At 72.8% G+C, this 18955-nt stretch carries 20 protein-coding genes; 9 read left to right on the top strand and 11 right to left on the bottom strand.

All coding sequences use genetic code 11. From position 1 onward, the window contains the following. Positions 1-10: 10 nt before the first annotated feature. From E4P38_RS08710 to E4P38_RS08685, 6 genes are all read right to left on the bottom strand, one after another. Entirely contained in the window at positions 11-724 is a 714-nt protein-coding gene (locus E4P38_RS08710) for a cysteine hydrolase (RefSeq protein WP_135131370.1), read from the bottom strand. A gap of 37 nt (positions 725-761) precedes the next feature. Then, complete coding sequence (atzF, locus tag E4P38_RS08705) at positions 762-2573, bottom strand: allophanate hydrolase (protein WP_135131369.1); 1812 nt, start codon at positions 2571-2573, stop codon at positions 762-764. A 70-nt stretch (positions 2574-2643) separates the two neighbouring features. Further along, positions 2644-3315, bottom strand: coding sequence for a GntR family transcriptional regulator (locus tag E4P38_RS08700; protein ID WP_209309009.1), 672 nt, complete (start codon positions 3313-3315; stop codon positions 2644-2646). An 85-nt stretch (positions 3316-3400) separates the two neighbouring features. Continuing rightward, the gene (rsgA, locus tag E4P38_RS08695) at positions 3401-4420 is read right to left on the bottom strand and encodes a ribosome small subunit-dependent GTPase A (RefSeq protein WP_135131368.1); all 1020 of its coding nucleotides are present in this window, start codon (positions 4418-4420) and stop codon (positions 3401-3403) included. A gap of 10 nt (positions 4421-4430) precedes the next feature. Next, complete coding sequence (gene aroA / locus E4P38_RS08690) at positions 4431-5711, bottom strand: 3-phosphoshikimate 1-carboxyvinyltransferase (RefSeq protein ID WP_245160900.1); 1281 nt, start codon at positions 5709-5711, stop codon at positions 4431-4433. Positions 5712-5790: 79 nt separating this feature from the next. Then, positions 5791-7233 (bottom strand): NAD-dependent succinate-semialdehyde dehydrogenase, encoded by a 1443-nt coding sequence (locus E4P38_RS08685; protein ID WP_245160899.1) that lies wholly within the window; start codon positions 7231-7233, stop codon positions 5791-5793. 150 nt (positions 7234-7383) lie between these two features. Here E4P38_RS08685 and E4P38_RS08680 point away from each other — a divergent pair, with 150 nt between their 5' ends. Together E4P38_RS08680 and E4P38_RS08675 are read left to right on the top strand one after the other, a co-directional pair. Beyond that, positions 7384-8130, top strand: coding sequence for an SOS response-associated peptidase (locus E4P38_RS08680; protein WP_135131366.1), 747 nt, complete (start codon positions 7384-7386; stop codon positions 8128-8130). A gap of 2 nt (positions 8131-8132) precedes the next feature. Then, positions 8133-9635 (top strand): fused MFS/spermidine synthase, encoded by a 1503-nt coding sequence (locus E4P38_RS08675; RefSeq protein WP_245160898.1) that lies wholly within the window; start codon positions 8133-8135, stop codon positions 9633-9635. A 13-nt stretch (positions 9636-9648) separates the two neighbouring features. Here E4P38_RS08675 and E4P38_RS08670 read toward each other — a convergent pair whose 3' ends face one another. Together E4P38_RS08670 and ybaK are read right to left on the bottom strand one after the other, a co-directional pair. Further along, a complete protein-coding gene (locus E4P38_RS08670; protein ID WP_209309008.1) occupies positions 9649-9975 on the bottom strand; it encodes a hypothetical protein in 327 nt (108 codons plus the stop codon). 34 nt (positions 9976-10009) lie between these two features. After that, on the bottom strand, positions 10010-10483 hold the full coding sequence (gene ybaK, locus E4P38_RS08665) for a Cys-tRNA(Pro) deacylase (RefSeq protein WP_135131365.1): 474 nt from the start codon (positions 10481-10483) through the stop codon (positions 10010-10012). Between the two features lie 208 nt (positions 10484-10691). Between ybaK and E4P38_RS08660 the strand changes: the two genes are divergently transcribed. From E4P38_RS08660 to E4P38_RS08645, 4 genes are all read left to right on the top strand, one after another. Continuing rightward, entirely contained in the window at positions 10692-11399 is a 708-nt protein-coding gene (locus E4P38_RS08660; RefSeq protein ID WP_135131364.1) for a sigma-70 family RNA polymerase sigma factor, read from the top strand. Continuing rightward, positions 11396-11728: a mycothiol system anti-sigma-R factor gene (gene rsrA / locus E4P38_RS08655; RefSeq protein ID WP_135131363.1), complete on the top strand. Its 333-nt coding sequence runs from the start codon at positions 11396-11398 to the stop codon at positions 11726-11728. Before E4P38_RS08660 ends, rsrA begins: the two co-directional genes overlap by 4 nt. Positions 11729-12069: 341 nt before the next feature. Then, positions 12070-13122, top strand: coding sequence for a biotin carboxylase N-terminal domain-containing protein (locus tag E4P38_RS08650; RefSeq protein WP_135131362.1), 1053 nt, complete (start codon positions 12070-12072; stop codon positions 13120-13122). A gap of 54 nt (positions 13123-13176) precedes the next feature. Beyond that, positions 13177-13401, top strand: coding sequence for a biotin/lipoyl-binding carrier protein (locus E4P38_RS08645; RefSeq protein ID WP_209309007.1), 225 nt, complete (start codon positions 13177-13179; stop codon positions 13399-13401). A 1-nt stretch (position 13402) separates the two neighbouring features. On the opposite strand, the gene E4P38_RS08640 is transcribed toward E4P38_RS08645, so the two are convergent. Next, the gene (locus E4P38_RS08640) at positions 13403-13909 is read right to left on the bottom strand and encodes a GNAT family N-acetyltransferase (protein WP_135131360.1); all 507 of its coding nucleotides are present in this window, start codon (positions 13907-13909) and stop codon (positions 13403-13405) included. Positions 13910-14000: 91 nt separating this feature from the next. Here E4P38_RS08640 and E4P38_RS08635 point away from each other — a divergent pair, with 91 nt between their 5' ends. Continuing rightward, a complete protein-coding gene (locus E4P38_RS08635; protein WP_135131359.1) occupies positions 14001-15482 on the top strand; it encodes a PAS domain-containing sensor histidine kinase in 1482 nt (493 codons plus the stop codon). 289 nt (positions 15483-15771) lie between these two features. Here the strand turns inward: E4P38_RS08635 and E4P38_RS08630 are convergent, their stop codons facing one another. Together E4P38_RS08630 and E4P38_RS08625 are read right to left on the bottom strand one after the other, a co-directional pair. Beyond that, positions 15772-16023 carry a WhiB family transcriptional regulator gene (locus E4P38_RS08630; protein ID WP_135131358.1) on the bottom strand — a complete coding sequence of 84 codons (252 nt, stop codon included), beginning with the start codon at positions 16021-16023 and terminating at the stop codon, positions 15772-15774. Between the two features lie 308 nt (positions 16024-16331). Continuing rightward, a complete protein-coding gene (locus E4P38_RS08625) occupies positions 16332-17294 on the bottom strand; it encodes a diacylglycerol kinase family protein (protein WP_135131357.1) in 963 nt (320 codons plus the stop codon). Between the two features lie 81 nt (positions 17295-17375). Between E4P38_RS08625 and E4P38_RS08620 the strand changes: the two genes are divergently transcribed. Further along, on the top strand, positions 17376-17858 hold the full coding sequence (locus tag E4P38_RS08620; protein WP_245160897.1) for a hypothetical protein: 483 nt from the start codon (positions 17376-17378) through the stop codon (positions 17856-17858). Between the two features lie 101 nt (positions 17859-17959). Beyond that, a complete protein-coding gene (locus tag E4P38_RS08615) occupies positions 17960-18946 on the top strand; it encodes a hypothetical protein (protein WP_135131356.1) in 987 nt (328 codons plus the stop codon). The last annotated feature ends 9 nt before the right edge of the window (positions 18947-18955 follow it).

Genomic DNA, 18955 nt, shown 5'->3' with positions numbered 1-18955 from the left:
GCTCCTGATCTCACACGGTGGACGGGACGGGGGCGGACGGGGGGAGGAGCGAGGGGAGCAGCACGGGCAGGAGCGATGCGGAGTCGCTGACCCAGCCGAAGATGCCGCCCTGCGCGCTGACCATCTGCAGGCCGACGCGCTGGAAGTCGGGGAAGTAGGAGCCGACGCAGTCAGAGAGGACGAGGCAGTCGAAGCCGCGGTCGTTGGCCTCGCGGACGGTCGTGTGCACGCAGACCTCGGTGGTCACCCCGGTGACGAGCAGGTGCGTGATGCCTGCCGCCTCGAGCAGTTCCTGCAGCCCGGTGGCGTAGAAGGCGCCCTTGCCGGGCTTGTCGATCACCGGCTCGCCGGCCATCGGTGCCAGTTCGTCGACGATGTCGTGGCCGAACTCGCCGCGGACGAGGATCCGCCCGTACGGGCCGGGGTCGCCGATGCGCTGACTGGGGCTGCCCCGGCGGAGCTTTGCGGGCGGACAGTCGGAGAGGTCCGGCAGGTGGCCCTCGCGCGTATGGATGACCAGCAGACCGGCCTCCCGAGCGACCTCGAGGAGCCGGGCGAGGGGCGGGACGACCTGCTGCAGCTGGCCGACGTCGTTGCCCAGGCTCTCCCCGAAGCCGCCGGGCAGGAGGAAGTCCCGCTGCATGTCGATGACCAGCAGGGCGACCTTCCCCTCGGGCAGCGGGAACGGACCGGGCTCCGCGGGGACGGTGGCGGGTGGACTCATGGCGTTCTCCGGGGTTGGGGCAGGCGGCGGGTGGGGGTCAGCGGACGGGCAGGGGGGCCAACGGAGATCGGGGACGGGCCAGGTGGCGGCGCCAGCCGCCGGTGTCGGTGATGTCGGTGATCGGGCTACCGGTGGAGCCGGACACGACGGACTCGTCACCGACGAGGCCGGGGACCGTGCGCCCGTCGGCCAGCCGGACCCGGCCGAGCGCCAGCACGTCCGGCAGCCCTGCGAGGAATCCCGGGAGCTCGGCGGCGGGCAGCTGCCACAGCTCGACCTCGATCCGGGCGCCCGTCCCCGGGCTGCGGGTCAGGGCGGGTACGGGCACCTGGCCCGGTGCGTCGGTGCCGATCCGCAGGAGCCGGTAGTCCCCGGTCGTGGTGGTCGTCTCGAGCAGGACGCCGCCGCGACCGGTCAGCTCGCTGTTGCGTGGCTGCCCGGACAGGTGATGCCCGACGACGACCAGCTCGGTGGTCGGAGCGGCCGGACCGACGGGCCCGGGGGCGTTGCCGGTGAGCCGGGCGGCTACCTCGAGCACGACGTCGTCGGTGAGCGCGGGGCCGAGGACCATCAGGCTGCACGGGCGGCCGTCCTCGGTGGCGCCGGCGGGAACGACGACCGCGCAGAGGTCGAGCAGGTTGCCGCAGTGCGTGTACATGCCGAGCGCGGTGTTGGTGGCGATCGGATTCTCGAGGACGTCGGCCACGGTGAAGGTGGTGGGAACCGCGGGAAGGACGACGACGTCGACGTCGGCCCACAGCCGGGCCACCTCCGCCCGCAGCTCCTGGAGACGGTGCTCGGCGCGGAACGCGTCGACGGCGGTGTACCGGCGGCCGCCCTCGAGGATCTCCGCGACCACCGGGTGCACGGCGTCGGGGGAGGCCGCCAGGAAGTCCCCGAACTCGACGAGCCGCTCGGCCACCCACGGACCCTGGTAGAGCAGCTCACCGGTCAGCAGGAACGGCTCCAGCGGGATCTCGACCACCGTCCCGACCTGCGGCAGCACCTCGCGGGCGGCCTCGTGCGCCCGGCGCATCTGCTGGTCCCCGAGGAACTCGAGGTGCGCGGCGGGCGGGAGACCGATGCGCGGGCTGTCCACCGTGCGGCGTCCGCGCGGCCGGGACCACGGGTCGGCGGGGTCGACCGCCGCGACGACGTCGAACACCCGCCGGACGTCGTCCACCGTCGTCCCCATGAGGCTCATGCAGTCCAGGGAGCGGCACGCGGGCACCAGCCCGGTCGTGCTCAGCAGCCCGCGCGAGGGCTTGAAGCCGATGATCGCGTTCAAGGCGGCGGGGACGCGACCGGAGCCGGCGGTGTCGGTCGCCACCGCGAAGGGCACCTGCCCCGTGGCGACGGCCAGCGCGGAGCCGGAGCTCGACCCGCCGGGGATCAGGTCCCCGCCGTGGACGTTCCGGGGGATGCCGTACGGCGAGCGCGTGCCGTTGAGGCCGGTGGCGAACTGGTCGAGGTTGGTCTTCCCCACGAGCACCGCGCCGGCGTCCAGCAGCCGGTCGACCAGCGGCGCGGTCGTCCCGGGGACGTAGGCGTACTCCGGGCAGCCGCAGGTGGTGGGCAACCCAGCGACGTCGATGCTGTCCTTGACGGCGAAGGGGATCCCGAACAGGGGCAGGTCGCGCGCACCCGGGGCGGCGTCCAGTTCCGCGGCCCGCTCCCGCAGCTCCTCCCGTCCGACCGTGGTGATCCAGACGCCGTCGTCCCCGCGCTCCTCGACGACGTCGGCGATCCCTTCCACCACCGAGGTCACGGTCGTGGCGCCGCTGCGCAGCGCGTGCAGGAGTTCTGTCACGGTCGGCCCGGCGGTGGACGGCTGGGGCGCTGGAAGCATGTGGTCGATTGTCGACAATCACTGTTTCCGGCCGAGGGCCTCTTCCGTTACGGCTGTGTGGCGCGCGCTCCTAGAGGGGGAGGTACGCCAGCTCTCCGTGCCGATCCAGGGCGTCCAGGACCGTCTGGGCGTCGTCGGACTCGAGGGCCGCGAGGATGGCGGCGTGCCGGTCGAGGCCCTGGGCGGGGGAGTGCACGTCGGCCTCGCGGCGCAAGTTGACCGCCATCGGCAGCTGCAGCTTCAGCAGGATGGGCGCCAGCGCCAGCTCCAGCTGCCGGTTGCCCGCGAGCCCGACGACCGCAGCGTGGAACGCGCGATGGGCGTCGTCCTTCGCCAGCCGGTCGCCACGCTGCTCGGCGGTCCGCATGTCGGCCAGGAGGGCCCGTACCCGGGCAAGCGGATCGTCCTCGCCACGGCTCAGGGGAAGGGCGCTCAGGACGGCGTGCCGTTCGAGGACGTGCCGGATCTCGAACAGCTGCCGGATGTCGGTGGGGGACCAGGTGGTGACGCGCATACCCCGCCGGGGAAGGTGCTCGACGAGCCCCTGCTGGGCCAGGAGGCGCAGGGCCTCCCGCAGCGGCGCCCGGCTGATCCCGTACCGACGCCGGATGGTGTCCTCGACGATGCGGTCGCCCGGCTGCAGCTCCCCGGAGAGGATCTCGGCGCGCAACCGCTCGGTGGCCAGGTCGACCAGGCTGGGCGACTCGATGCCGGCCACCTCGGCCAGTGGCTCGAGCTGCACGCGTGCTCCCGTCGTCGTCCCTCCGCGGTAAGCGAGTGCCTCCGCGGGCACCCAGTCTAGGAACCGGTCACCGCGGGCCGTCTGCTCAGTAGCCGGGGCCTACCTGGCCGACAGCCCCCAGCAGGACCCTGAGCGCGGCCAGCTGCTCGAGCCGCGCCGGCGGGCCGGCGGCCGCCCATGCGTCGAGGGCGCACTCGGGGTCGTCAGCGGTGTGCCCGCAGCCCGGCGGGCAGTCGACCGCGGCCTCGGCGATCTCGTCGAACGCGGACAGGACGTCGTCGGCGGTGACGTGGGCCAGCCCGAACGACCGGATCCCCGGGGTGTCGATGACCATCCCGCCCTGCGGCAGGTCGAACAGGACCACCGAGGACGACGTGTGCCGGCCCTTGCCGATCTTGCTCACGTCGCCAGTCGCACGGAACGCATCCGGCACCAGCCGGTTGACCAGGGTCGACTTGCCGACACCGGACTGGCCGACCAGCACGCTGATCCGCCGGGCGAGCCGGTCCAGCAGCGGGTCCAGCGGCGCCTCGCGGGAGAGCGCCACCGCGTCCAGGCCGAGGCCGGCGTACCGGTCCAGCAGCGGCTTCGGGCTGGCCAGGTCCGTCTTCGTCAGGCACAGCAGCGGTTCGAGCCCGCCGGCGTAGGCGGCCACCAGGCAGCGGTCGAGGAAGCCGTACGCCGGCTCCGGGTCGGTCACGGCCGTGACGATGACCAGCAGGTCGGCGTTGGCGACCACGATCCGCTCGGTCGGATCGGTGTCGTCGGCCGTGCGCCGCAGCGACGTCGTCCGCTCCTCGATCGTCACGATCCGGGCGAGGGAATCGGTGCGGCCGCTGGTGTCACCGACGATCCGCACCCGGTCGCCGACGACGACGCCGTGCTTGCCCAGCTCCCGCGCCCGCATGGTGGTGACGTCGACCGGGCCGCCGTCGGGACCCTCGACGCGCACGGTCATCCGCCCGCGGTCGACGGCGACGACCAACCCCGGGACGGCGTCGGCGTGCGCCGGGCGGGTGCGCGTGCGGGGACGTGAGCCTCGGCGGCCGGGCCGCACCCGGACGTCGTCCTCGTCCGAGCGGCTGTCGTACTGCCGTCCGCTCATGACCGGCCGCTCAGGAGACGACCCCGGCGGGCTCGCCCAGCAGTCCTGCCCAGCGCTCGACGAAGTCGGGCAGGGTCTTGGTGACCGCGCCCGGGTCGCCGGCCTGCACGCCCTCGATCGCCAGCCCGAGGACGGCGGCCGCGTGCACCATGCGGTGGTCGGCGTAGGAGTCGAGCAGGGCGGGCCGCCGCGGACCGGGCTCGATGACCAGGCCGTCGGGCAGTTGCTCGACCCGCGCGCCGACCGCCGTCAGCACCTCGTCGAGCGCCTGGAGCCGGTCGGTCTCGTGGCCCCGCAGATGGCCGATGCCGGTCAGTCGGGAGGGGCCGTCAGCCAGGGCGCACAGCGCGGCGAGCACCGGGGTCAGCTCGCCCACCTCGCCGAGGTCGGTGACCAGCGGCGTGATCGTGCCGGTGCCGGTCACCCGCAGTCCCTCCGGGGTGCGTGTCACCTCTGCGCCCATGGCCGACAGCAGCCGGTCGAGCTGGGCGCCGGGCTGGGTCGTGACCTCGGGCCAGTCGCGGACCGTCACCCGGCCGCCGGTGACCAGGGCGGCCGCAAGGAACGGTGCCGCATTGGAGAGGTCGGGCTCGATCACGACGTCGCGGGCGCGGATGGGCCCGGGGGACACCCGCCAGGCGTGCCCGCCGGACGTGACCTCGACGCCGTGCTCCCGCAACGTCGTCACCGTCATCTCGACGTGCGGCATCGACGGCACGCCGCCGGTCAGGGTCAGGTCGATGCCGTCATCGAAGCGGGCGGCCGCGAGGAGCAGTCCGGAGACGACCTGCGAGGACTCGCTCGCGTCGACCTCGACGGCGCCGCCACGGACCTGGCCGGTGCCGTGCACGGTGAACGGCGCCCGCCCCCGGCCACCGTCGTCCACCTCGACGCCGAGGCCCCGCAGACCCTCGATCAGCCCGGCGTTGGGACGGTCGCGGAGCCGCGGGTCGCCGTCCACCCGTACGGGTCCGGTGGCCAGCGCGGCGACCGGGGGCAGGAAGCGCAGCACCGTGCCGGCGAGCCCCGCGTCGATCTCGGCGGGCCCGCGCAGCGGCTGCGGGGTGACCACCCAGTCGGCGCCGTCCTCGTCGATCGCGACGCCGAGCGCGCGCAGACCGCCGGCCATCAGGTCGGTGTCCCGGGCGCGCAGCGGCCGGACGAGCCGACCGGGGCCGTCGGCCAACGCGGCCAGGATCAGCGCCCGAGCGGTGATCGACTTCGACCCGGGCAGGGTGACGACGGCGTCGACGGGCATCGAGCGGTGCGGCGTCGCCCAGGTGTCGGTCACAACACCATCCTGCCTGAGGGCGGCCCCGCTGCAGGGGCCCGCCGCGAGCGTGCGAGTGGTGGGGGCAGTGGGTCCTCTTTCAGCCGGCCTGCGGCTTGTCCGCCTTCTTGGCCGGCATCACCCGCGTGAGCTTGCGGTTGGCGAACTCGAACATGCCGAGCTCGGACAGCTCACGCCCGTAGCCGGAGCGCTTCACGCCGCCGAACGGCAGCTCGGGGGAGGACCCGGTCGGCTGGTTGACGAAGACCATGCCGGCGTCGATCCGGTCGGCCACCGACCGGGCCCTGTCGAGGTCGCTGGAGAAGACGGCGGCACCGAGGCCGTACGTGGTCGCGTTGGCCAGCTCGATCGCCTCCTCCTCGTTCGCCACCTTGTAGACGACGGCGGCCGGACCGAAGAGCTCCTCGGAGTACGCCCGCATCTCCGGGGTGACGTCGGTGAGGATGGTCGGCTCGACGAAGGCGCCCGGGAGGTCGGGGCGGCCGCCACCGGTGACCACGGTGGCGCCCTTGTCGACGGCGTCCTGGATCTGCGCGTGCAGGTCCTTGGCCGCCTGCTCGCTCGACAGCGGCGCGAGGGACGTCGACGGGTCGCTGGGGTCGCCGGGGGAGAAGGTGGCGAACGCCTGCTTCAGCCCCTCGACGAACGGCTCGTAGATGTCCTCGGGGACGATCAGCCGCTTGGCGGCGATGCAGGCCTGGCCGCTGTTCTGCATCCGGCCCATCGTGGCGGCCTTGACCGTCCGCCCGAGGTCCTCGGTGTCCAGGACGATGAACGGGTCGCTGCCGCCGAGCTCGAGCACCGACTTCTTGAGGTGCTTGCCGGCGAGGGAGGCCACGCTGCTGCCGGCCCGCTCGCTGCCGGTGAGGGTGACGCCCTGCACGAGGGGGTGCGCGATCACCTGCTCGGCGTCGGGAATGGCCAGGAAGACGTTCGTGTAGACGCCCTCGGGGACGCCCGCGTCGAGGAAGCACTTCTCGATCGCCAGGGCGGTCTGCGGGTTGAGCTCGGCGTGCTTGAGCAGGATCGCGTTGCCCAGCACCAGGTTCGGCCCGGCGACCCGGACGACCTGGTAGAGCGGGTAGTTCCAGGGCTCGATGGCCAGGATGACGCCGACCGGCTCGTTCTCGACGACGGCCTCGCCCTGGCGTACCTCGATCTGCCGCGGCTCGAGGAAGCGCGGGCCGTTCTTCGCGTAGTAGTCGAGGATGCTGGCGGCGAGCATGACCTCGCCCTCGGCCTCCTGGATGCGCTTGCCCATCTCGCGGGTCACCAGCGCGGCGAACTCGTCCTTGCGCTCGAGCATCAGCTCGGCGGCGCGGCCGACGATCTGCGCACGTTCCTCGACGGGCCGGCGGCGCCACTCCAGGAAGGCGGCGTGCGCACGCTCGACGACGCCGTCGATCTGGCCGGTCTCCAGGAAGGGGAACTCCTTCTCCGTCTCACCGGTGTAGGGGTTCACCGTCGCGTAGGGCCGAGCGCCGGCGGTCTGCTGATTGGTGGGGTTCTGCGTCGCGGTCACGCGGGTGATCCTTCTCTGTTGGTACGGGCCTTTCGACATCGATGTCCGTCACGAGCCCTACCCGTCTCCCGGTCGGTCACGCGCGACAGGTCGCCGTCAGTGCCCGGACCTAGAGTCGGACCGTCATCCAGCACCGTGGAGGAGCGCGCCATGTGCGGTCGGTACGCCGCGAGCAGTAGTCCCGACGACCTCGCGATCGAGTTCGAGGCCGTCCGCGCCGAGGGGCAGAAGGCGCTGCCGGCCGACTACAACGTCGCCCCGACCAAGGACGTCTACGTCGTCCGGCACAAGAAGGAGCGCGACGCCGAGGGGGCACTGACGGGTGGTGGCCACCGGGAGCTGCGCGCCGTCCGCTGGGGTCTCGTGCCGTCCTGGGCCAAGGACGTGTCGGTGGGCAACCGCATGCTCAACGCCCGCGTCGAGTCGCTGACCGACAAGCCCGCCTTCCGCACCGCGGCGCGGACGCGGCGGTGCCTGGTGCCGGCCGACGGCTGGTACGAGTGGGCGAAGCGGCTGGACTCCCCGGCCAAGCAGCCCTACTTCGTCACCCCGGAGGACGGCTCGGAGCTCGCCTTCGCCGGCCTCTGGGAGGTCTGGGGGCGGGGTGAGGACCGGCTCTACACATGCACCATCGTGACGTCGCCGGCCGTGGGCGTCCTCACCGAGATCCACGAGCGCATGCCGCTGGTCCTTCCGCCCGACCGCTGGGCGGCGTGGCTGGACCCCACCCGCGAGGACGTCGAGACGCTGGTGGAGCCGACCCCACCCGAGGTCGTCGAGACCTTCGAGATCCGGCCGGTGAGCACGGCGGTGAACAGCGTGGCCAACAACGGCCCGGAGCTGCTGGCCCGGGCGGAGTCGGTCAGCGAGCCGGCCGACCAGCCCGCGCTGTTCTGACCGTGGACCCTGCGGCCTCCGCGCTGCCGAACTGGGTGGCCGCGAGCGTCACCTTCCTGTGCTCCGGGGCCGTCCTCGTGCTGGAGATCGTGGGGCTCCGGCTGATCGCCCCCTACGTCGGCGTCACCCTGCAGACCAGCACGGCGATCATCGGCTTCGCGCTCGCGGCCATCGCCATCGGCGCGTGGACGGGCGGTGCGACGGCCGACCGCACCGACCCTCGGCGGCTGCTCGCCCCGCTGATGGTGGCCGGCGGGGCGCTGGTCGTGGCGGTCCTGCCCCTGGTGCGGTTCACCGGCTCGCTGCTGTCAGGTGCCGACGCCGGGGGAGTGCTGCTGCTGGCCGCGGTCGCGGTCGTCGTACCCGCCGCCCTGCTCTCCGCGGTTCCGCCGATGGTGGTGAAGCTGCAGCTGGCGAGTCTCGCCGAGACCGGTGCGGTGGTGGGCCGGCTCTCGGGCATCGGCACGCTGGGCGGCATCGCGGCGACGTTCGTGACCGGGTTCCTGCTGATCGCGATCCTGCCGAGCAGCGTGATCCTCGTCGGCACCGGAGCGCTGACCGTCGTCGCCGGCGTCGCGGTGGGGGTCCTGCTCCGCCGGCGGACCGGTGGTGGCGCCGGGCGGGTGCCCGTCGGGCTGCTGGTGCTGGCCGTCGCCGGTGCCGGGCTCGCCGCCGTCGCCCCCACCCCGTGCGAGGAGGAGACCGCCTACCACTGCGCGCGGGTTGTGGCCGACCCCGCGCGGGAGTCCGGGCGGGTGCTCGTGCTCGACACGCTGCGGCACTCCTACGTCGATCTGGCCGACCCGACCCACCTCGAGTTCGAGTACGTCCGCGCGCTGGCCGCCGTCACCGATGTCCTCGCGCCGGACGGGACTCCGCTGTCGGCGCTGCACATCGGCGGCGGCGGGCTCACCGTGCCGCGGTACCTCGCCGAGGTGCGGCCGGGCAGCGAGAGCCTGGTGATCGAGGTCGATCCCGGCGTCGTGGCCATCGACCGGGAGCAGCTGGCCCTGGAGACCTCCGACCGCCTGCGGGTCCGGGTCGCCGACGGGCGGGTTGGCCTGGCGGAGGAGGCGGGCGGCACCCGCGACCTGGTGGTGGGCGACGCGTTCGGGGGGCTGTCGGTGCCCTGGCAGCTCACGACGCGGGAGGCCATGGAGCTCGTCGACGCGGCACTGACCGACGAGGGCGTCTACGCGGTCAACCTCATCGACCATCCGCCGCTGGGCTTCGTCCGGGCAGAGCTGGCAACGGTGCGGGCGGTCTTCCCGCACGTGCTGCTGCTCGCCCGGGCACCGGTGCTGGCCGGCGAGGACGGCGGCAACGTCGTCGCCGTCGCCGGTCGCGAGCCCCTGCCGGCCGATGCCATCGAGGAGGCGATGCGGCGCCACGGCCTCGCCTGGCAGGTCGCGGACGGGGACGAGCTGGCCGAGTTCGTCGGCGACGCGGACGTGCTGACCGACGACCACGCGCCCGTCGACCAGCTGCTCACGCCCTACGGCTGAGCCTCCATGCCGCCTACTGCCGGCGCTCCTGCCCGGTGGCGAAGAAGCGATCGACGTAGGGCTTCGGCGGCAGGGCGCTGTCGCGGACCAGGGAGAAGACCTCGGCGCCGTCCCGGGGTGGGGCGTCAGCGAGGTGGTACGGCTGGGCGAAGTCCGCGACGTACGTGGTGCCGGCGAACTCGGCGTACTCCTCGGCCTCCGCCGCGGCCCTCTCCTGTGCCTCGTCGGCCGAACCCGCCTGCCACAGGGTGATCCGCTCCTCGTAGGCGCTCTCGCCGTCACCCGCGAGGCGGAAGAGGGATCGCACGGCGTACCAGCGGTCGTCCTGCTCGTCTTCCACCCGACGATGATGACGGGAGCGGTCGGCCGCGGGTTCAGCGGCCGATCGGTGCGGTGCGGGCGCGGGTCAGGGCCACGAGTTCCGCAGGTGCGAGCTCGACCTGCAGGCCGCGCCTCCCGGCGCTCACCATGATCGTCGCGAAGGTCAGCGCGGACTCGTCGACGACGGTCGGAAGTGCCTTCCGCTGGCCCAGCGGGCTGATGCCACCCCGCACGTAGCCGGTCGTCCGCTCGGCGTCGGCCGGATCGGCCATGACGGCCTTCCGCCCTCCGGCGGCAACGGCCAGGGCCTTGAGGTCGAGGGTGCCGCTGACCGGGACGACGGCGACGGTCAGGACGCCGTCCACGCGGGCCACCAGGGTCTTGAAGACCTGCCGGGGGTCGGACCCGAGCGCGGCCACCGCGGCCTCGCCGTACCCCTGGTCGGAGGGGTGCTCGGGGTCGTAGGAGTGCAGGGTGTGGGCCACGCGTGCCCGTTCGAGCACTCGCACCGCCGGGGTCGCCGTCACGGCGCCGCACAGTAGCGTCGGCACCGCGGATCTGCCGAGGCCGGGAATGACGGCCCGCCCGCCCGCGGTTGGACCAGCCGTGAGCAGCACCCTCTCCAGCGCCCGCACGAGGGCCGTGCACCGGCGGCCCCCCGGCCGTCCCGACGTAGCGCGGCTAGGATCGACCGATGCGGTGCCCCGCGTCAGAGGGCCCCAGAGAGGACGGTCGGTGCCTGAGCAGACCGCGGACCAGACGCCCGAACCCAGCGTTGTGAGCACCCCGATCGGTGCCCCTGTCGACGTTCCCGAGGCGCGCGAGGGCGGCAGCCGCACCGAGGTCGCCGAGACCCGCGCCGAGCGGGACGCGCGCTTCGAGCGCGATGCGCTTCCGTTTCTCGACCAGCTCTATCCGGCCGCGCTGCGGATGACCCGCAACCCGGCCGACGCCGAGGACCTGGTCCAGGAGACGTTCGTGAAGGCCTACTCGGCCTTCCACCAGTTCGCCGAGGGCACCAACCTCAAGGCGTGGCTGTACCGGATCCTGACCAACACCTACATCAACAGCTACCGCAAGAAGCAGCGGCAGCCGCAGCAGTACCCCACCGATCAGGTGCAGGACTGGCAGCTCTACGCCGCGGAGGAGCACAGCTCCAGCGGTCTGCGCTCGGCCGAGATCGAGGCGCTGGACCACCTGCCCGACTCCGACATCAAGGAGGCCCTCCAGCAGCTGCCGGAGGACTTCCGGCTGGCGGTGTACCTCGCCGACGTCGAGGGCTTCGCCTACAAGGAGATCGCCGAGATCATGGGCACGCCCATCGGCACGGTGATGTCCCGGCTGCACCGCGGCCGGCGGGGACTGCAGAAGCTGTTGGCCGACTACGCCCGTGAGCGCGGTTTCGTCCGCGCCGGAGCCGGTGAGGAGGCGAGCCAGTCATGACCGACGACGTTCAGGGCGCAGGCGAGCCGATCGAGATCACGTCCTGCGACGACGTCCTCTCCCACGTGTTCGAGTTCCTCGACCACGAGACGGACGACGCCCGCCGCGCCGTCATCGCCGAGCACCTCGAGGACTGCTCGCCGTGCCTGCGCGAGTTCGGGATCGAGCAGGAGTTCAAGGCGCTGGTCCGTCGGCGCTGCGGGGGAGACCCCACCCCGTCCGGGCTGCGCGAGCGGATCAAGGTCCAGCTGACCACGGTCTCGTTCGAGGAGGACGGCACCCAGATCAGCGTCGAGCGCGTGAGCGTCGAGTCCGAGGGCCCGGCCTAGAACAAGGACCCGAACGACGAAGCGCCCCACCCCTGCAGTCGCGGAGGTGGGGCGCTCGTCGCTTCTCAGGCGTTGGGCCGCTTGCCGTGGTTGGCGCCGCTCTTCTTGCGAGAGCGACGCTTGCGTCCGCGCTTGGACATCGCTGCCCTCCTCTCGACGTTGCGGTGGGCCGCTGTGCTCGTGGGAGCCGGCCCTGGTCCTCGCGGGCCGTGGACCGGGCACACGTAATGTGCGCGCCGTCGCCGGGACCGCCAAGCTGACCCGGTAAGCCTCTCACGGGGCGCTCCGGTTCTCCGCACAGCGTGGTGGCGCCGGACGGGGGAACGCAGGAGGGCACAGCCATGGCACTGCCGGGTATCGAGAGCGTGCTGGTGGCGGGCCGCGGTCCGGCGGCCTGCGCCGTCATCACCGCCTGCAGCCGGCTGGGCGTGAAGGCGGTCGCCGTCCACTCCGAGGCCGAGCGCTCCGCCCGGCACGTCCGGCTGGCCGACGACGCCGTGTTGCTGGGCCCGGCGCCCGCGAGCGAGTCCTATCTCGCGGTGGACCGGATCGTCGAGGCCGCCCGCCGCAGCGGCGTCGCCGCCGTCCTGCCCGTGCCTCCTGCGCTCGCCGGGAACGCGCGACTGGCCACGGCCGTCGTCGCGGCGGGGCTGCGGTGGGTGGCGCCGGACGCCGAGGTGCTCGAACGGCTCGGTGGTGACGGCGTCGAGCCGGCCAGCGAGCGCGGCCTGCTGGGCTGGGTGACCGCCGAGGGGCTGCGGTTACCGACGCCGGTGACCCGTGACCGTGCGGCCGGCATCGCCCGGGTGTCCTGGACGCCGGAGGACTGGGCACCCGACGGGGACGCGGAACTGCCGGGTGCGGGGCGGCGCCTGGCGGAGGTGGGGTGGCGCGGCCTGGTGACAGTCGGCATCGCGCCCGACGGCGCGTTCGCCGAGGTCGCGGCGGGGTTCTCCCTCGACATGGCCGTCCTCGAGCGGGCGCACGGCGTCGACGCCGTCGAACTGGCGCTGCGCAGTGCGGCCGGTGAGACCTCCGCGCCTGGGGGGCATGCCGCGCGCGCAGCCGTCGTCGCCCAGCTGCGGGCCGGTCTCCCTGCGGGGACCCCGGGCCGCGTGAGCGGCCGACTGCCCGGAACGGGCCGCCTACCGGCTCCGGCTCCCGACGTCGACGTGGTCGCGGTCAGCGGCTACGAGCCCGGTGACCGGATCGACGGCTGGTACGACGCGCTCCTGGCCACCGTCAGCGCGGCAGGCCCGGACACCGCCACCGCGGCCCGCGCCGTCTCCGACGTCCTGTCCGCGCTGCCCGACGTCGGCGTGCCGCACGACGGCGGCGAGGTGTGTGCCGTCCTGGGGCGACTGGCCGCCGGCAGCAGGGTCCCGAGCGAGTGACCGCCGTGCTTGGATGACTCTCCGAGCATGACGGTTCGACGCAGAGGAGGCCCGGTGGCGGTCGAGGAGATCCACGCGGAGATGGTCTCCAGCGTCTGGAAGGTCCTCGTCGAGCCGGGCGCGCAGGTCGCCGCCGGCGACACGCTGGTGATCCTCGAGTCGATGAAGATGGAGATCCCGGTGCTGACCGAGCACTCCGGCATCGTGCAGGACATGCACGTGGTCGAGGGCGAGGTGCTCCAGGAGGGCGACCTCATCGCCACCGTCGTCCCCGGCTGATTCAGAGCTCGCGCACGTAGACCATCAGGTCGACCCCGGGCACCGGCGACCAGTCGCGCTCGGTCAGCCGGGCGAAGCCCAGCCGCTCGTAGAGCCGCTGCGCGGCGGACATCCTCGGGTCGGTGGAGATGACCATCCGGTGCTTGCCGGCCGCTCGGGCCCGGTCCAGGCAGGTGGTGACGAGCAGTTCACCGACGCCGCGTCCCTGCACGGCCGGATCGACGACCAGCATCCGGAACGCGGCCTCGTCCTCGGACGTCGTGATGTTGCCGAAGTCGCCGCGGAGCACCAGGGCGACGCTGCCGACGACGGTGCCGCCGCCGTCACGGATCACCATCAGCTCCGACCGCCCGGCCCGGCCGGCGACGTCGGCCAGCTCCTCGGCGTAGTGGGGCTCTGCGAGTCCGCCGCCGACGTACACGCCGACGGTGAGGTCGGCGATGCGGGGGAAGTCCTCCGGCCGGGCGGATTCCACGACGAGGGACGACGAACCGGCGGGCTGGACCACGCCAGCAGCCTAGTTCGGCCCCCTGCAGGGCCCCGCCGCGAGCGTGCGAGCGGAGGGGGGCAGGGGGCCCTTCTTCTAGGCTCGGACCACCATGACGAGCCTCTCCGATCGCCTCACCCGTGGTTCGGCGTCCAGTCCCTCGCAGGTCGAGCACGCCCGGCGGCTGGTCGCCGACTGGCAGCTGCTGGCCGACCTCGCGTTCGCCGACCTCACCCTGTGGGTGCCGTTGCCGGGCGGCGCGTGGTGGTGCGTGGCCCAGGTGCGGCCGCTGACGGCCCCGACGAGCCGGCCGGAGGATCTGGTGGGGGCCGAGGTGGGCGGCGCCGTCGCCGAGCCGTTCGTCGTCGCCCACCGGGAGGGCCGTCCGGTGACCGAGGGGGAGCCGGATTGGTCCGGCGCCGCTCCGCGGCGACGCGAGGTCATCCCGGTCGGGCACAACGGCGTCGTCGTCGCGGTCCTGGCCAAGGACACCAACCTGGCGGTCACCCGGTCGCCCTCGACGCTGGAACTGACCTACCTCGACATCGCCGCCGACCTCTGCCTCATGGTCTCGGCCGGCACCTTCCCCCCGCAGAAGCCGCAGGACGCCGAGATGAGCCCGCGGGTCGGTGACGGTCTGGTGCGGCTGGACGGGTCCGGCCGGGTCACCTACGCCAGCCCCAACGCGCTGTCGGCCTACCGGCGGATCGGCGTCGACCGCGACCTCGCCGGCGCGGAGCTGACCACCCTCACCCGTGCCGCCGCGGCCGACCGGGTCGCGGGGGAGGCCGCCGCCGCGGGAATCGCGGCGGCCGTCGCCGGGCGGTTCCCCGACCCCATGGACGTCGAGGGGCGCACGGCCACGATGCTGGTCCGCGCTCTTCCCCTGCACGCCCCCGGTGGGGAGGCCGGCGCGCTCGTCCTGGTCCGCGACGTCACCGACGTCCGGCGGCGCGACCGGGCGCTGCTCACGAAGGACGCCACGATCCGGGAGATCCACCACCGGGTGAAGAACAACCTGCAGACGGTGGCGGCGCTGTTGCGCCTCCAGGCCCGGCGCATGACCGAGCCCGCGGCCCGCGCGGCGCTGGAGGAGTCGGTGCGCCGGGTGTCCTCGATCGCGGTCGTGCACGAGACGCTGGCCGGCAGCCGTGAGGACGTCGTCGACGTGGACGACGTCCTCGACCAGGTGCTGCCGATGCTGGGCGACCTCGCCTCTGTCGGGCCGGCCGCCCGGACCCAGCGAACCGGGTCCTTCGGGGAGCTGCCCGCGGCCGCGGCGACCCCGCTCGTCCTGGCGGTCACCGAGTTGCTGCACAACGCCGCCGAACACGCCTTCCCCGACGGTGAGCCAGGGATCATCGAGCTCGTCGCGGACCGGACCGGTGACGACCTCGTGGTCCGGGTGCGGGACAACGGTCAGGGCCTGCCCGAGGGCTTCGACCTCGCCGGCAGCGACGGGCTGGGGTTGCAGATCGTGCGCACCCTGGTCACCAGCGAGCTCGGCGGCAGCCTCTCGATGGGCGCTCCCGCGGAGCACTCCGGCACCGAGGTCGTCCTCGTCCTCCCCGGCGCAGGCCTACCCCGCAGGTGACCGCGACAGCGGTGAAGGGTTGACCGGCTGTCGTGAGGAGTGGGGCCCGGAGGGTGCCGCTAGAGGTGACCAGGGAATGTCGTGAGGAGTGGGGGGCCGGAGGCTCCCCCGCGATCGAGCGACGACCCGGCTCCACGGCGCCGGGGGACGGCAATTGGCCGCGGTGTCGTCCGGTAGGACGACAAATCACAGAGCACAGCGCCGAGGCCGGTCCGGGAGAACCCGGACCGGCCTCGAGGCGGTCAGTGTTGCGGTGGCGCGGGTCGTGCGGTGTGCGGTCGTGCTCCGGTCAGGCGGTGTGCACCCGGGTACGAGACTGGCGGCGCTTGAGCGCGCGTCGTTCGTCCTCGGAGAGCCCACCCCATACGCCGGAGTCCTGGCCCGAGCGAAGGGCCCAGTCCAGGCACGACTGCACTACCGGGCAGCGACGGCAGACAGCCTTCGCCTGCTCGATCTGCACGACAGCCGGGCCGGTCGTCCCAATCGGGAAGAACAGCTCGGGGTCCTCGTCCCGGCAGAGCGCGCGGTGGCGCCAGTCCATGGCGGTGTTCTCCTCGGTGTCGTCTACGGTTTCGGTACTTCAGTCGCCGGCCTCGGACCGCGTGCAGGGCCGACACCGGTTGCCCAGCGCTTTGACTCAGCGACTACTTGCTTTGTTACCGGCAAGTTGCGTTCTCCAGCGATGTTTTCACGTGAAGGACGCCTGTCAAGCAGATCGAGGCCGTCGTTCGACCCCCCGTGAGCAAGCTCACCATGCACGTGCTAGGCCCGCCACTCGACGGAACCACACGCCGTCCCGAACGTTGACAAGCGCTCGGCACCGTGCGTGAGTGCGCGCGGTGGGACGGATCAGGCGACGACCCGGAGAGCGGCCGGCACGTGGCGAACGCGCAGGCCCGTCGCGGTGCCGAGGTGGTCGCCGTCGACCTGCCAGCCCTGGGGACGGGTGGCGGTGAGCGACAGCTCCTCGAGGTCGTGCCTCCGGTGCACTCCGCGGCCCCAGGTGCCGGGGTCGCGGGCGAGCGTCCGGCGGAGCGTCCGCAGCATCCGGATCGGGCCCATCCGGCTCATCGCGAACACGTCCAGGCCGGCGTCGAAGGACGCCTCGGGCGAGGGGTTGACCGGCCGGGCGCCCAGATAGGTCCAGGGGCTGACGTTGGAGACGAGGCAGAGGAACAGGTCCTCGACCGGCGCCTCCCCGGGCACCTGCAGGGTCATCGCCGGACGACGGCGCTCGCGGCCCAGCAGGAAGGCGGTGGTGGCCTCCCGGACGTACAGCGAGCCGGTGGACCGCCGTCCCTCGGCGCGCTGCGCCTCCACGCGGGCGATGACCTCGGCGTCGAAGCCCAGGCCGGCGGCGAAGACGAACCAGCGCGGCTCCGTCCAGCCCCCGCCGGCCTCGTCGGTGCCGAACGCGCTCGCCGTCCCGAGGGACACCAGGCGGGTGCGCCCGGCGCGGACGGAGGAGATGATCTCGGCCGTCGCCTCCACCGGATCGCGCGAGCGGCCCAGCGCCCGCGAGAAGACGTTCGTCGATCCCCCGGGGACGACGGCCAGCATCGGCAGGTGCGGCGACGGGCCCTTCTCGAGCAGGCCGTTGACGACCTCGTTCACGGTGCCGTCGCCGCCGACGGACACCACGAGATCGATGCCTTCCGCCGCCGCCTGGGCGCCGAGCTCGCGGCCGTGACCGCGGTGCGTGGTCTCGGCGACGTCGAGCTTGAGCTCGCTGGCCAGGGCCCCGACCAGCACGTCGCGCATCTTGGCGGTGGTGCTCGTCGCCGCAGGATTGACCACCACGAGCGCACGCATGCCCGCCAGGCTAACCACGCGAGGGCCGGAATCCGGGGAGGAAGGGCCTTGGCTCCCGGCCTCCCGCGTAATCTCGTGCCCGTGACCGAGCCCGCGGGAGTGCCGCTGCAGCCGCCCCGCCGGCGCTCCGACCGCCTGCTCGGCGCCGCCGCCGCGTCGTCCGCAGCGCGCGTCGAGCGTTCGCGCCCGGAGGCTCCGCGCACGCTCCGCTGGGCCGCGGTCGTCGTGGCCGTCGAGGCGGCGGCGATCGGGGTGGGGGCGGTGCTGCTGCTCTACCTGGTCGTGACCAGCGCGGCCGACAGCATGTCCCGGGCGATCGCGGAGGTCGTGGTCGTCGGGGCCGGATCGGCGCTGCTCGCCACCGCGGCGGTCGGCCTGTGGCGGGTCGCCGGCTGGGCCCGCGGCCCCGTCATCGTGCTGCAACTGCTCCTGGCGGCACTGGCGTACACGACGGCGTTCGAGGCCGGCCGGCCCGCGATCGGGCTGCCCGTGCTGGTGCTGGTGGCCGCCGAGCTCTATCTCCTGGCCACGCCGGAGGCGCGGCTCGCCTACCTGGACCGCTGACGCGCCCGACCTCGGATGAGGTCGATGAATGCAACCCGTCCAAAGTGACCGTGCCGGTCCTAGCCTCGTGTCCGGTTGTCAGGCCGGGACACGGGGGCGTCATGACGGTATTGCGCCGATTGCTTCGTTCGATCTTGAATTCGCCGGCGGTGACGCTGGGGATCGCGTCGGTCGGCGCCGTCTCTGCGGCGGTTATCAAGCAACTCGTCGGCCCGACATGGGACTGGGTCGACTTCTGGCAGGACGTCGTCCAGAACGCCTTCATCGCGGTCGCGATCACGTTCCTCACCACGTACGTGGTGACATTCCGCCTTCGCCGGGAACAGGCGCAGTACGTCCTTGACCGTCTCGAGGTCGTGGGCGGCGCAGTGTTCGGTGAGGACCGCGTCCCTACGGGATCGGGACCTCAGGAAGACGTCGTCAAGAAGATCAAGGGTGAGGCGGCCCAGTTCCAGCAGGCTGCAGATGATCTGGACGAAATCCTGGACGTCGGTGAGCGGCGCTCAGACATGCAAGGCGCAACAGACGACGAAAAGGATCTCATCAAATTCGTGCAGCTCTCCAGGACGCGGTTCGGTTTCGTGCGTTACCTCAATGAAGGTGGGCGCAAGCGACGTCCTGTGTGGGCGCGGTTGCTCGTCGATGACCTCGCGAGTCTCGAATCTGCCGCCGACAGGGAGCTGGCACAGCGGGCTCATTCCTGTCGCCTGCTGGCCATGGAATTCGTGGGCTGGATCCAACACACCGACACGGTGATCACCGAACGGTTGGTGGTGGAGCTCACCACTCCTCTCCTCGCGGACGTGAGAGCGCCGCTCGGGGGCGTCGTCGAGGCGACGTACGAGCGCAACCCGGAGATGGTCCTGCTGCAGATCGAACCGATGTATCTGCTGATCCACCACATCTGGAGCGCTGATCAGGCCATACGAACGGACCTGGCAGGGAAGGCTCACCTGATCCCGCCGCTGCTCGACAGTGTCCGCCGCTGTCTCGGGGCTTTCCGAAACGAACTGCGCATCGCCACTGAACTGGCGGACAGCCTCATCCTCCTGGTCGCGCGGGCCAGGGTTCTCGTCCGCGACTCCTAGGCCGTCGTC

It is taken from the genome of Blastococcus sp. CT_GayMR16, assembly GCF_004570875.1.
Classification (GTDB): domain Bacteria; phylum Actinomycetota; class Actinomycetes; order Mycobacteriales; family Geodermatophilaceae; genus Blastococcus_B.
Note: the sequence above shows the minus strand (reverse complement) of the source record. Positions and strands in the feature narration are given on the sequence as shown.